This window comes from Niallia sp. CD-39 (assembly GCF_059874745.1).
In genome coordinates, this window is the sequence record NZ_JCBCPS010000004.1 from 336,955 (window position 1) to 349,858 (window position 12,904).

The window sequence follows — 12,904 nt, forward strand, 5'->3', positions numbered from 1 at the left end:
TACGAAATTAAGGAAAGCGCAAGGCACCCGTCTATCGGCGACAAGCATAAGACGAAGACCAAAAGAAATCCTGTATCTTGCGGGCTTTGGCTTATGACCTCGAGCCGATGGCGCCTGGAGCTAGACACTGAATAAGTTCGTAGAACTTTAAGAAAACTATACTTCATAATTTCATGTCAAAATTTTATTCTTTCTTATCATTGTACAAAAAACCGCTCCTCACTTATACAAGGAACGGTTTCTATTCTATTATTTTGGTATGTCTTCTTCTCTTATTTTATCAATTGGTACCATCACTTCAAAATGGCGATATAGATTGACGAATTCCGCTGGAAGCAAGCCACCGAACTCTCCATCTAAGTTTAATTGTACCTTTTCATCCGAATATACCTTGATTCGGTTTGCTTGTGTATAAATTACCTTTGAATCGTGAATATGCTCACCACGTAAAGCGAGTGAAATGACTCGAATAAAGTCGGCTAAGTTCGTTTTCTTTAAAATAAGCAAGGAGAATAGCCCGTCATTTATTGATGATCCTGGAGCAAGCTTCTCAAAGCCACCAACCGAATTTGTTAAGCTAACGAGAAACATCATTGTTTCTCCTTCAAATACTTTTCCATCATATTCAATCTTCACATTCGTCGCACGAATTGAAGGCAGCATCTCTACCCCTTTTAGGTAGTATGCGAGCTGGCCAATCATCGTTTTTAGCTTGCTCGGTACTTCATATGTAAGTTCAGTGATTTTTCCGCCGCCTGCAATATTCACAAAGTAACGATCATTGATGCGACCGATATCGACTGGAATTGTATCGCCATTTACAATTATATCTGTAGCTTCTTCTACATCACGTGGGATGTGAAGGGCTCTAGCAAAATCATTTGTTGTTCCCATCGGGATAATTCCTAGCTTTGGACGAAAGTCTTGTTCTGCTAGTCCATTCACTACTTCATTAATCGTTCCATCTCCACCAGCGGCAATGACTAAATCATATTTGCGCTCAACAGCGATTCGTGCCGCCTTCGTTGCATCACCTTCACCTGTTGTAGCATGACAAGAAGCCTCATAGCCTGCTGCCTCCAACTTCTGCAATACTTCTGCTAGATGCTTTTTAAACAACTCACGCCCTGACGTTGGGTTATAAATGATTCTAGCTCTTTTCATAATTAATCATCCTACTTACTTTAAAATTTTCCATAACCATCCCATCTTTTTACATCATACATAATGTTGATTATTTTAGCAATTCTTTGCTCTGAGCATAAGGAAAGGAACACAGCTAGACCGCATCCCTTTCCAAGGTTTATACTAATTTGCTTTTGATTTTTTGGAACCTGCTAAAAGCTTGATTCCTCCAAAAATTAAGATGATACAAACGACTCCGGTTTGCAAATAGCGTTCGAAAATATAGGTTAACTGATTGTAGTTTAAGTATTCTGCTATATACGGTGAGAGCGTTGGAAGAAGAATATTAATTGTTAAATAATAGAATCCTACAACCACTAAACCCCATCCGATCCAGTTTTGATAATTCATAAGCGAGGAGATGATTGGAACATCCTCGACCTCTTCTTCCTCCATCCTCGCAGCCTTTTGCAAGCCGTCAAAGAAACTATAAAACCAAATGATTGGAATCAAGAAAAGAAAAATTCCTAGTCGCAGCACATCAAGGATATAGATCGAGAATAGAAACGCTGCCATGAGCTGGATGCCTCGCATTTGCAGCCCAAGATATAGATGCCCTGCCCCTGGGAAAACGGCAAGCATCGTTGCCACAGCTTTGCTTTTCTTCCCACTTTCTTTATCTGACTCAAAATCCTCAAAGATCGTTCGGTCAACTAATTCTTCTCCACGTTGCAACTTATTTAACTGTGTAATGCTATCAAAGAAATTATACACCCATATGACAGGAAGAATAAGTAAAAACACAGTAAATTCCATTCTGATTGAGAATGCGATAAATAAAATCATGATGCTCGCACCTAAAAATGAAGCCATAAAGGTGAGTCCCCGATTCATCAAGCCGAGGTGGAAATGCCCAACACCTGGTATAAAGGAAAGGAGAATTGTTCTAAACCGCTCATAGTTTAAATCATGCTCCTCTTCATTTGAATCATGTTGAGATGGCTTTTTTAACAAGGTAGAAGCTGTCACCCCTGTATCAATCAAACTGACAATATATAAGATAATCCCACTGAAAAATGTAAAGATAATGAGTGGGGTATCAGTTCCCATTACGACAAAAAACAATGTTATCGCTACAAAAAATGCTTCTCCTAGCATATAAAATAATCCGCGAACGATTTTTCCTAAGTAGAGCATGCCTACTCCTGGCAAAAATCCTAAAATAAAGGCAATGATCGGATTTTTCATTATCGTTGTTCATCTCCTTCCTGTAATCTATCTGATCCATTTATCCAAGCAACTGTTTTGTCCACAAGATGATCTGTGAACGAGCGTTCTGTATTTTGGGTATGACGTTCTTGGAATCCAATTGTTTGCTCTGTTAAAAATTGAAACACACCTGTTGACATCATTACGATGGTTAAGCCAGCAGCGATCGCATAATGTGCCAATGACTTATTGTATATTTTCTTTTTGTTTGGTATTGAATGATCTGTTTCAGCAATTTTCGCCATGATTTCGTCAGTAAAAGATGGTTTCTCAGTTAAATCTGGTAATCCACTTTCACTGTCTTCAACAGCTTGTAAATATAAGGTTAAACATTGGTCACATGTATAAAGATGATCCTCAAAGTATTCTCTGTTTTCTTCTTCAATCTCGTTTTTTACATACTTTAGCCATTCTTCTTGAGAATAATGTTTCAAGAAAAATCATCCTCCTTCCAATGCTTCCTCATCCATATCCTTGCTCGATACAATTTCGTTTCGATTGTTTTCACCTGAACTCCTTGTTCTTCTGCCATTTGTTGATATGACTTTTCATGTATATAAAAATCATATATAACTTTTCGGTAATTGTCAGGTAGTTCTGCTAACCTTTTTAAAACGAATGTTTTTTGCTCACGATCTAGAATTTGCACTTCTATTGATGCAGAGTGAGAAGAATTCCACTCCACATTTTCCACATAGTCCTCTTTTCTTCGAATATTTTTACGTTTTATATCAATGGCATGATTAACAGCAATGCGCTTCATCCAAGTTTTAAAACCTTGATCCTCGTACTGGGAGAGAGAGGAATAGATTTTAATAAACACTTCCTGCGTTGCATCTTCAGCATCCTTTTCATTTCGTAGGACTGCATAAATGGTACGAAAAAGCTCTTGATGATATTTTTCAACGAGTAAACGGAAAGCATGCTCATTGCCCTTTTTGATTCTATTAATTAAAATTTGATCGCTAATCTCTCTCCCCCCTCTCGATCGCGCTCACCATAATAGACGAAACGGAATGAAGAAACCCCTACAAAAAACATTATACTTTTTTTTATTTTATCCCCAATTAAATTCCAAATCAGAATATAATGAATATAAATGATTTCAATTAAGGAGGAATCTTACTTGCTATGGTATCTACTCGCTTATTTTATTGGATCGATTCCGACTGCATTAATGATTGGAAAAGCATTTTTTAAGATTGATATTCGTGAGCATGGGAGTAATAACCCTGGTGCTACAAATAGTTTGCGTGTACTAGGAAAACGCGCTGGAGTTGCTGTATTGCTTATTGATGTAGGAAAAGGGGCCATCGCTGCCTTCTTGCCGCTCTTATTTCAGCTAGATATTAACCCGCTATTTCTCGGCTTAACTGCTGTCTTAGGTCATTGCTTTCCAGTCTTTGCAGGCTTTCGCGGTGGGAAAGCAATTGCAACAACAGCTGGAGCACTGCTTGTTGCAAACATTTGGATGTTTCTTATTGCTTATATCGCCTTTGTCCTAATCATCATGATTACCAAATACGTCTACTATGGTTCATTATCAGTTGGTCTATCCTTATTTGTCTATTCTTTCTTTCTACCAGGGAGTGGGCATGAAATCATTTTTATCCTTTTTCTACTATTGCTTATTTATTTACATCGCTCAAACATTAGAAATCACTTATTGGGAATTGAACCAAAAATCACTGATCCAAAATTAAAAGATGATCGAGTTCCACCCAAAAGTGCATAGGAGGTACTTACGTTGACATATTCTATTCAACCTTACCAGGATGCAAAACAATTAGCAGTATTCTTAGAGAAACTTAATTCCTTACATGAACACCATATTGGCTTTTGTGGAGAAGATGCTGAAGAAATTTACTCTACGATTAAAGAGGATTTCTCTGATCCAACTTCATTTTTCATCGCATTACATGATAACAATATCGTCGGAGCTCTTGGGTTAGATATTTATGAGGATGGTCACACTGCTGAAGTATGGGGCCCATTCATCGCTCCTAATGAAGATAAAAATCTTGCGCTCAAAATTTATGACGCCATCATAAAGGAACACCAAGCGTTACAAGAACTTATCTTTTTTGTAAATGTAGAAAATAATTCCGCACGGCATTTCCTACATGGACTTAAAGCAGAAGAAACAGGCGAACATCAAGTACTAACTCTTTCAAGAGAAGAATTTAAAGAAGAAGAATCAACTGTAGTTACTTCTTATGATGAAGCATTTAAGGAGGACTTCTTTAAGCTTCATCATGCTGCTTTCCCAAACGCGTACTATAGTGGCGAGCAAATAATCAACCGATTAAATGAAAACCAAAAGCTCTTATTTATTCATGACAATCAGCAGCTAAAAGGATATGTATACTATGAAGCTGATCCAGTACATGGAGATGGAAGTATCGAATTTATTGCTGTTGACCCTGCGTTTCGCAAGCAAGGTCTTGGGAAAGCATTGCTTAGCACAGCCATTAATAGACTCTTTTCTTATGACACCATCTCTGAAAACTCGCTTTGCGTTGATGCAGAGAATAAAGGAGCCATCTATTTATATGTAGCAACTGGCTTCAAGAAGAAACATAGACTTGTAAGCTATACCTTTCAAAAACAACAACATGTTTTTTCATAAGGCTCATTCTATGATAAAATAACGTTTAGGCAAAGAGCCTTACACTGATTTTTAAGGAGTAGAAGTTATGTCAAAAGTATTCGTTTTTGGACACAAGAATCCTGATACTGATTCAATCAGTTCAGCCATTGTATATGCAAACTTAAAAAAGGAATTAGGATTGGAAGCAGAAGCGATCAGACTTGGTGAAGTCAATGCAGAAACGAAATATGCACTTGATTTCTTCCAAGTGGACGAGCCACGTCTTGTTGAGGAAGTATCGAAAGAAGTAAGCGAAGTGATCTTAGTTGATCACAATGAATTTCAGCAGAGCGCTGATGACATTCGTGATGTTAAAGTAAACGAAGTCATTGACCACCACCGTATTGCAAATTTTGAAACAAGTGATCCATTATACTACCGTGCTGAACCAGTTGGTTGTACAGCAACGATCTTAAATAAATTATACAAAGAAAAAAATATAGAAGTAAGCGCACAAATGGCTGGTCTTATGCTTTCAGCAATCATTTCTGACTCACTGCTATTCAAATCTCCTACATGCACAGAAGAAGACATTGCTGCTGCAAAAGAACTTGAAGCGATTGCTGGCGTGAACGCAGAGGAATATGGCCTTAACATGTTAAAAGCAGGAGCTGACCTGAGTGAAAAAACAATTGGGCAACTGCTAACTCTTGATGCAAAAGAATTCCAAATGGGCGACTACAAAGTGGAAATCGCACAAGTAAACGCCGTTGACCTTCAAGATGTTTTAAACAGACAATCTGAACTTGAAGCAGGGATGTCTCAAGCGATTGAAAGTAAAGGACTTGACTTGTTCGTCTTTGTATTAACAGATATTTTAAACAATGACTCTGTTGCTCTTGCATTCGGAAACCAAGTAAAAGCAGTTGAAGAAGCATACGGAGTAACTTTAGAAAACAATTCTGCTCTATTAAAAGGCGTCGTGTCTCGTAAAAAACAAATTGTACCACCACTTACAAATGTACTAACAGGGAAATAAGATTTAGATGACTGAGTTGGAGCTTATTCAACTTCCTTAGGTTTTCCGACAACTTTGAGTGGATTCCGACAACTATTGAGGGTTTTCCGACAACTCCGAGCGGATTCCGACAACTATTGAGGGTTTTCCGACAACTTTGAGCGGATTCCGACAACTATTAAGGGTTTTCCGACAACTCCGAGTGGATTCCGACAACTATTGAGGGTTTTCCGACAACTCTGAGTGGATTCCGGCAACTATTGAGGGTTTTCCGACAACTCTGAGCGGATTCCGACAACTATTGAGGGTTTTCCGACAACTCCGAGTGGATTCCGGCAACTATTAAGGGTTTTCCGGCAACTCTGAGTGAGTTCCGACAACTTTCGGTGATAATCCGACCCCTATTATTACTTGAACCAATAAGCTAATATGGGTAACTCTCACACTATAAAAAAAAGATCCGAGTAGCCTCGGATCTTTTTTACTTTGTAATTTTATCAATAATGCTATCTGCAACAGCATGCCAAAACACTTCATGCTCTGTATACTTTTGTCCGATCCCTTTGTATAAGGCAATCTGTGCCTCTTTGAATGCTGGATCATCTTGGGCAGGGAGCTTCGCTCTCTCTTCCATGACAAACTGTTGTAGTTCTTGTGCTCTTGGTCCCCATACTGCGACTTCTTTACTTTGGTCGTTTAAGAAGATAAAGATTGGAATCGCTCTTGCTGTTCCGTTCGTCAAGTATTGGTCCATTAATTCTAAATTCGAATCTCTTAAAACGAATCGGATGTCCATATCGGTTTCTTCTGCAATTTTTAATAGAATTGGATTATTTAGCATTGCATCTCCGCACCAATCCTCTGTAAGAACGATGACTTTCATCCCTGTTCCTTTAAGGGAAGCTAGGCGCTTTTGATTCTCTTCTGATAAAGTGAATTTATCATATATCGCTAGCATTTCCTCTTTGTTTACATTCATATGTTCGATGTATTGATCTTTTGTTAGACCCTTTTCAAACCATTGAATTAGTTCCAAATCGACACACTCCTTCTCAAATCATAGCTTTATTTTATGTCGATTTCATTCTTTTTACAAATAAATGAGCTTCAATTAATCCATCATTCGTTTGCGGAATGTCATATACGCAAGTGCCATTGTCGCAAAGGCCCATATAGAAATGATGACCAAATGACTCCAAACGTCTCCAAGCGCCCCACCAGCTTCAACTACAACAGCTAAATCAATAAGTTGGCTGTTTGGAAAGTATTCGACAACTTTTAAGATTGGATACTGATCAACTAACCCAAGTACCATTGATCCGAATGAAAAAAGTATAAAGATTGGCATAACCATTACGGAAGCTTCCATGACAGACTTTGTATACAACCCTAAGAATGTTCCAAGTCCTAGATAAAATATAGTTGAGATAACAAGAGCGATAATGACTAGGCCGATATTGGCTGAAGAATAGTCATTCATAAAACCAACTAATAATAAAATTGCTAATGTTGAGACAAAACTTAGTATACTTTTGCCGACCAATATTTCAGATGTGCTCGCTGGAGACAGCATCAAGCCACGCAATGTGTTCTTTTCTTTTTCTTCGGCAATTAAACATCCCTGAATAAACGTTGCAACTAATGTAAACGTAACATTAAATAGTAAAAAGTGAGTCTCTAAACCTATCACTCCCATCCACTTATACGCTGCAGACAGTATGATCGGTGTTGCAATTGAGAATAAAATAAACATATTTTTTGAAAGATCTTTATAGTCCTTTTGGAAAATCGCCATTGTTCTTCTCATTGAAAAATTCATGATAACTTCCTCCCTGTTACTTCGACAAAGATATCGCCTAATGTCGGTTCATTTGAATTCACTGAAACCACTTTGTTTCCCTTCATTAATTGGAACATTCTATCTGCATCAGCTTCGCCATTTTTTAATGTTTCTACAGTTCCATCAATGAGTTCGACTGTAAATGTCCCATCCGCATATTGTTTTCTTAGCTCGCTAGGAGGTCCAATTAATTGAATTTTGCCGTTGTTTAAAAAGGCAACACGATCACAAAGTATCTCCGCTTCATTCATATCATGAGTCGTCAAGAATATTGTCGTACCGTTTCGCTTCAATTCTTCTAATCCCGCATAAATATGCCTAGTGTTTACAGGATCAAGCGCTGATGTGGGCTCATCTAGGAATAGTAGCTCTGGTCTATGGAGAAACGCTCTCGCTAGTGTGATCCTCTGCAGCATTCCTCTTGAAAGTTTTGAAATAACTTTCTTACGATCACCCTTCATATTGACCATTTCTAATACTTCATCAATTCGTTTGTGCGGAACATCGTAAAGATCACAATATAGCTTCAAGTTATCTTCAACCGTTAATCTTTCATATAAACCACTATTATCTGTTATAATGCCTATGCGCTTTCTATAGGAAGGCTTTTGTAATTCCTTAGTTGGTGCTCCAAAAACATACGCTTCACCATCAGTATGTGATAGTTGCGCTGTTAAAATTTTTATTGTTGTTGTTTTTCCAGATCCACTCGGTCCTAAAAACCCGAATGTTTCACCCTTCTTTACGTGAAACGAAACATCCTCTAATGCACGTTGATTTGAAAACAATTTTGCTAATGAACGAACTTCAATTACATTTTCCATCTTCATCCTCCTACGTTTCATTTGTTGACTTAATCATAGTAAATAAACTGTAAGGAGGCATTATAATTACGATGAAAGGAGCAGAATGATTCATTAATGGAGTTATTAGCGGATGAATGGAGCTTATTTTAGCCCAATCATTGATTTTAATTCGGCCATTTTTGCTTTAGATAATGGAATAGATGATTTCTGCTGATCATTTAACACAAGTGTATAACTATTTCTTGTCCAGGTAACTACTTCTCTTACTTTTTGCAAGTTAACAATATATGATCGATGACAACGATAAAACCCATATGGAATTAATCGTTTTTCTAATTCATTTAACGTAAACATTCCTTGATACTGTTCACCTTTAATAAATATATTCGTTTGACCTTCACTGCTTTCAATGTAATCAATTTCAGGTGGATCAAATAAGATCAACTTATCGTTCACCTTCGTAGGAATTTTTTCAAAGCGAACAGGTTGAACAATCACTTCTTCCTCTTCAACTGTATCCAATTCTTCCTCTTCTTGAATATCAAGCACATGAATTCCTTCACGATCTAGCCTATATACATTTGATGTTACTGATAAAGCACTCTCCATATTACTTGTAAGAATGACAACAGCTTTCCCATTCCCTTTAAGCAATTGCACAAGCTTTAAAAACACTCTCTTCGTTTCCAAGTCCACATTTTGATCCGGTTCATCAAACACATAAAGAAGTGCATCTTTTAGAGCAGTCCGCAAAAATTGAACTCTTCTTAATTCTGACAAGGAAAGTCCACTCAACCTTACAGATTTTAAATGTTCAAGCTGAAGCATATGTAAAAGCTCATTAACGTCTAGCTTTGCGCCAAATAACTTAGTATAGAAAGCGGCAAAATCCTTTAGCTTTAACTTGTCATAAACACCATCATCAAATGCAAAAAGAGAGAGCTTCTGCAAATAATCCCATCTCGATTCATTTATTCGAACGCCATCAATGGTAAGTGAACCCGTCCTAATGGAACTGTCACCTACAAGCATTTTAATAAGATTTGATCTTATATCCATATTCCCGTGAATTCCTACTACCTCACCGGAAGAAACACTTAAAGAAAATGGTGAAAAAACGATATTATTTCCCTCATGCTTCTCAAGTTGATCAATCATTAATATGTCCATGAAATGTAATCACCCTATTATTAGTTTAGTTTCTCCTATTATAGCTTATTTTTCCATGTTAAAAGCTGTCTAAATATAAGATTACATGCTCTTTCCCGGGAAATAATCTGTCGAAGCTCGTCCAATACCATTTTATTTCCAAAAAAGTTGGTGGAACATGTCCACCAACTTTTTAACGTTTTTGTATTTCCTGCATTAGCAGCTTATTTACTAATTGTGGATTTGCTTGTCCCTTCGTTGCCTTCATCATTTGACCAACAAGGAAGCCAACTGCTTTTTGTTTCCCATTTTTAAAATCTTCAATTGATTGTGGGTTTGAATCCAACACTTCTGAAACAATTTTCAACAATGCGCCTTCGTCAGAAATCTGCACTAAGCCTTTTTCTTTGACAATCGCTTCTGCGCTTCCACCGTTCTCAATTAATTCTTTGAACACTGTCTTCGCAATCTTCGAAGAAATGGTCCCATTTTCAATAAGCTTGATCATGCCTGCTAAGCCACTTGGTGTTAAAGCTGTATCTTGCAGTTCTTTTTGTGCAGCATTTAAATAGGCTGAAACTTCACCCATAATCCAGTTCGAAGCTTGCTTAGGGTCAGAGCCTTCCTTTACGGTTTCCTCAAAAAAGTCCGCCATTTCTTTCGTAACAGTTAATACTGCTGCATCATATGCCGGCAAGCCATAATCGTTCGTGTAACGTTGTTTACGTGCATCAGGCAATTCTGGAATCTCTGATTTCACTCGAGCTTTCCACTCTTCATCAATAATAATATCAACTAAATCCGGCTCTGGGAAATAACGGTAGTCATCCGAACCTTCCTTAACACGCATTAACAGTGTTTTACCAGTGGATTCATCAAATCGACGTGTTTCTTGCTGAATTTCTCCACCAGCTCGTAACACTCCCGCTTGACGAATTTCTTCATACTCAAGCCCTTTACGAACAAAGTTAAATGAGTTTAAGTTCTTCAGTTCAGTTTTTGTCCCGAACTCTTCCTGACCGACTGGTCTTAAAGAAATATTAGCATCGCAACGGAGGGAACCTTCTTCCATTTTGCAATCAGAGACGCCCGTATATTGAATGATCGACTTCAATTTTTCTAAATAAGCATAAGCTTCGTTTGGTGTGCGAATATCAGGCTCTGAAACGATTTCGATTAAAGGTGTACCTTGACGATTGTAATCGACTAAAGAATAGCCATCGCCATGTGTTAGCTTTCCAGCATCTTCTTCAAGGTGAATGCGCGTGATTCCAATTTTCTTTTTGTATCCGTCTACTTCAATCTCGATCCATCCGTTTTCCCCAATCGGCTTATCAAATTGAGAGATTTGGTACGCTTTCGGATTGTCAGGATAGAAGTAGTTTTTACGATCAAACTTTGTCACATCAGCAATTTCACAGTTCAGAGCAAGTGAAGCTTTCATGCCGAACTCTACTGCCTTTTTATTTAGTACCGGCAAAACACCTGGATAACCAAGGTCAATAACGGTTGTATTTGTATTCGGCTCTGCTCCGAAATGATTCGGACTTGCCGAGAATATTTTAGAATTTGTTTTCAACTCAACGTGGACTTCTAATCCAATTACAGTTTCGAAACTCATTGTGTTTCCCCCTTACAGTCCTGGCTTTTGTTCGTGGAAATTTGTTGCTTGTTCAAAAGCATGTGCTGTTTGATAGACCTTGTTCTCATCAAAATGCTTTCCGATAATTTGCAAACCTAACGGCATTCCTTCTGATGAAAAACCACATGGTAATGAAATAGCAGGCACACCCGCGAGGTTAACAGGAATCGTTAAGATATCATTTGCATACATCGTCATTGGATCATCTAAATTTTCACCAAGCTTAAATGCCTGTGTTGGTGTTGTTGGTCCAACGATGACATCATATGATTCAAAGATTTTCTCGAAGTCTTGTTTGATTAGCGTACGTACTTTTTGAGCTTTCTTATAATACGCATCGTAGTAACCAGAGCTAAGCGCAAATGTTCCTAGCATAATACGGCGCTTTACTTCATCGCCAAACCCTTCCGCACGTGATTTCTTATACACATCCATCAAGTTTTGACAATCATCTGTACGATAGCCGTAGCGAACTCCATCAAATCGAGCTAAGTTCGCTGATGCTTCTGAAGATGATAATAAATAGTAGGTCGCTAGCGCATATTTAGAATGCGGCAGTGAAACCTCTTCCCAAGTTGCTCCTAATTTTTCTAACACATCTAAAGAAGCACGAATTGATTTGCATACCTCTTCATCGACACCTTCACCTAAATACTCTTTAGGTACAGCAATTTTCAGGCCTTTAATATCCTTATTCAACGCTTTTGTATAATCCGGTACTGCTACATTTGCTGAAGTTGAGTCCATTGAATCAAACCCAGAGATGACATTTAGTAAGTAAGCGTTGTCTTCCACAGTTTTTGTAATTGGTCCAATTTGATCTAACGAGGATGCAAACGCGATTAAACCAAAGCGAGATACTCGACCATATGTAGGTTTTAAACCAACAACTCCACAGTATGAAGCTGGTTGACGGATTGAGCCACCCGTATCCGAACCTAATGAAAATAAAACTTCACGAGCTGCAACCGATGCTGCTGACCCACCTGAAGAACCTCCAGGTACGCGATTTAAATCCCATGGATTGCGGACAGACTTGTAGCCCGAGTTTTCATTTGAAGATCCCATCGCAAACTCGTCCATATTCAATTTCCCAACTGAGATTGCTTGCTCTCGATTTAACTTATGCATAACCGTTGCATCATAGATTGGATCAAAGTTCTCAAGAATTTTACTTGCACTTGTTGTGCGCAAACCTTTAGTAACAATATTGTCCTTAATTCCGATCGGCATGCCAAACAGCGCTCCTGCGCTATCCCCCTTGGTTAATAGCTCGTCAAGTTCCTTCGCTTTTGCCATTGCTCTTTCTTCATCTAAAGTTAAGAAAGCTTGTACACTTTCATCGACTTCATTAATTCTATTAAAAGAGCTTTCAATTAAATCTGAAACCTTCAATTCTCTTTTATGTAATAAACCGTGCAATTCTGACATTTTATGTTCGAATAAATGCATGAAAAGCGCCTCC

General features: G+C 38.1%; 13 protein-coding genes. 3 read left to right on the top strand and 10 right to left on the bottom strand.

All coding sequences use genetic code 11. The annotated features are described in order from the left end of the window. Positions 1-249: 249 nt before the first annotated feature. The 4 genes from AC6F34_RS11930 to AC6F34_RS11945 all read right to left on the bottom strand — a co-directional run bounded on the left by AC6F34_RS11930 (position 250) and on the right by AC6F34_RS11945 (position 3,364). A complete protein-coding gene (locus AC6F34_RS11930) occupies positions 250-1,164 on the bottom strand; it encodes a diacylglycerol kinase (RefSeq protein WP_500772354.1) in 915 nt (304 codons plus the stop codon). A gap of 144 nt (positions 1,165-1,308) precedes the next feature. After that, positions 1,309-2,376, bottom strand: a complete 1,068-nt coding sequence (locus AC6F34_RS11935; RefSeq protein ID WP_500772455.1) for a hypothetical protein — start codon at positions 2,374-2,376, stop codon at positions 1,309-1,311. After that, positions 2,373-2,828 carry an anti-sigma factor family protein gene (locus tag AC6F34_RS11940; protein ID WP_500772356.1) on the bottom strand — a complete coding sequence of 152 codons (456 nt, stop codon included), beginning with the start codon at positions 2,826-2,828 and terminating at the stop codon, positions 2,373-2,375. The genes AC6F34_RS11935 and AC6F34_RS11940 overlap by 4 nt, the downstream gene beginning before the upstream one ends. Then, complete coding sequence (locus AC6F34_RS11945) at positions 2,825-3,364, bottom strand: RNA polymerase sigma factor (protein WP_500772457.1); 540 nt, start codon at positions 3,362-3,364, stop codon at positions 2,825-2,827. Before AC6F34_RS11945 ends, AC6F34_RS11940 begins: the two co-directional genes overlap by 4 nt. Positions 3,365-3,520: 156 nt before the next feature. Here AC6F34_RS11945 and plsY point away from each other — a divergent pair, with 156 nt between their 5' ends. The 3 genes from plsY (at position 3,521) to AC6F34_RS11960 (ending at position 6,023) form a co-directional block, all read left to right on the top strand. Next, positions 3,521-4,129: a glycerol-3-phosphate 1-O-acyltransferase PlsY gene (plsY, locus tag AC6F34_RS11950; RefSeq protein WP_500772358.1), complete on the top strand. Its 609-nt coding sequence runs from the start codon at positions 3,521-3,523 to the stop codon at positions 4,127-4,129. Between the two features lie 12 nt (positions 4,130-4,141). Continuing rightward, positions 4,142-5,023 (top strand): GNAT family N-acetyltransferase, encoded by an 882-nt coding sequence (locus AC6F34_RS11955; RefSeq protein ID WP_500772360.1) that lies wholly within the window; start codon positions 4,142-4,144, stop codon positions 5,021-5,023. A 67-nt stretch (positions 5,024-5,090) separates the two neighbouring features. Then, positions 5,091-6,023 (top strand): manganese-dependent inorganic pyrophosphatase, encoded by a 933-nt coding sequence (locus AC6F34_RS11960; protein WP_500772362.1) that lies wholly within the window; start codon positions 5,091-5,093, stop codon positions 6,021-6,023. Positions 6,024-6,483: 460 nt separating this feature from the next. On the opposite strand, the gene AC6F34_RS11965 is transcribed toward AC6F34_RS11960, so the two are convergent. The 6 genes from AC6F34_RS11965 to gatA all read right to left on the bottom strand — a co-directional run bounded on the left by AC6F34_RS11965 (position 6,484) and on the right by gatA (position 12,891). Continuing rightward, positions 6,484-7,038: a thioredoxin family protein gene (locus tag AC6F34_RS11965; protein ID WP_500772364.1), complete on the bottom strand. Its 555-nt coding sequence runs from the start codon at positions 7,036-7,038 to the stop codon at positions 6,484-6,486. Between the two features lie 75 nt (positions 7,039-7,113). Continuing rightward, positions 7,114-7,821 (bottom strand): ABC transporter permease, encoded by a 708-nt coding sequence (locus tag AC6F34_RS11970; protein ID WP_500772366.1) that lies wholly within the window; start codon positions 7,819-7,821, stop codon positions 7,114-7,116. Continuing rightward, positions 7,818-8,666 (bottom strand): ABC transporter ATP-binding protein, encoded by an 849-nt coding sequence (locus AC6F34_RS11975; RefSeq protein WP_500772368.1) that lies wholly within the window; start codon positions 8,664-8,666, stop codon positions 7,818-7,820. The genes AC6F34_RS11970 and AC6F34_RS11975 overlap by 4 nt, the downstream gene beginning before the upstream one ends. A 123-nt stretch (positions 8,667-8,789) precedes the next feature. Continuing rightward, positions 8,790-9,818 (bottom strand): LytTR family transcriptional regulator DNA-binding domain-containing protein, encoded by a 1,029-nt coding sequence (locus tag AC6F34_RS11980; protein WP_500772370.1) that lies wholly within the window; start codon positions 9,816-9,818, stop codon positions 8,790-8,792. A gap of 172 nt (positions 9,819-9,990) precedes the next feature. Next, positions 9,991-11,418, bottom strand: coding sequence for an Asp-tRNA(Asn)/Glu-tRNA(Gln) amidotransferase subunit GatB (gene gatB, locus AC6F34_RS11985; RefSeq protein WP_500772372.1), 1,428 nt, complete (start codon positions 11,416-11,418; stop codon positions 9,991-9,993). A gap of 12 nt (positions 11,419-11,430) precedes the next feature. Continuing rightward, on the bottom strand, positions 11,431-12,891 hold the full coding sequence (gene gatA / locus AC6F34_RS11990) for an Asp-tRNA(Asn)/Glu-tRNA(Gln) amidotransferase subunit GatA (protein ID WP_500772374.1): 1,461 nt from the start codon (positions 12,889-12,891) through the stop codon (positions 11,431-11,433). Between the last annotated feature and the right edge of the window lie 13 nt (positions 12,892-12,904).

Bases quoted from the DNA above. Each gene is read 5' to 3' on its own strand.
- AC6F34_RS11930 (WP_500772354.1), bottom strand. From the start codon at position 1,164: ATGAAAAGAGCTAGAATCATTTATAACCCAACGTCAGGGCGTGAGTTG.
- AC6F34_RS11960 (WP_500772362.1), top strand. From the start codon at position 5,091: ATGTCAAAAGTATTCGTTTTTGGACACAAGAATCCTGATACTGATTCA.
- AC6F34_RS11970 (WP_500772366.1), bottom strand. From the start codon at position 7,821: ATGAATTTTTCAATGAGAAGAACAATGGCGATTTTCCAAAAGGACTAT.
- AC6F34_RS11975 (WP_500772368.1), bottom strand. From the start codon at position 8,666: ATGGAAAATGTAATTGAAGTTCGTTCATTAGCAAAATTGTTTTCAAAT.
- AC6F34_RS11980 (WP_500772370.1), bottom strand. From the start codon at position 9,818: ATGGACATATTAATGATTGATCAACTTGAGAAGCATGAGGGAAATAAT.
- gatB (WP_500772372.1), bottom strand. From the start codon at position 11,418: ATGAGTTTCGAAACTGTAATTGGATTAGAAGTCCACGTTGAGTTGAAA.
- gatA (WP_500772374.1), bottom strand. From the start codon at position 12,891: ATGCATTTATTCGAACATAAAATGTCAGAATTGCACGGTTTATTACAT.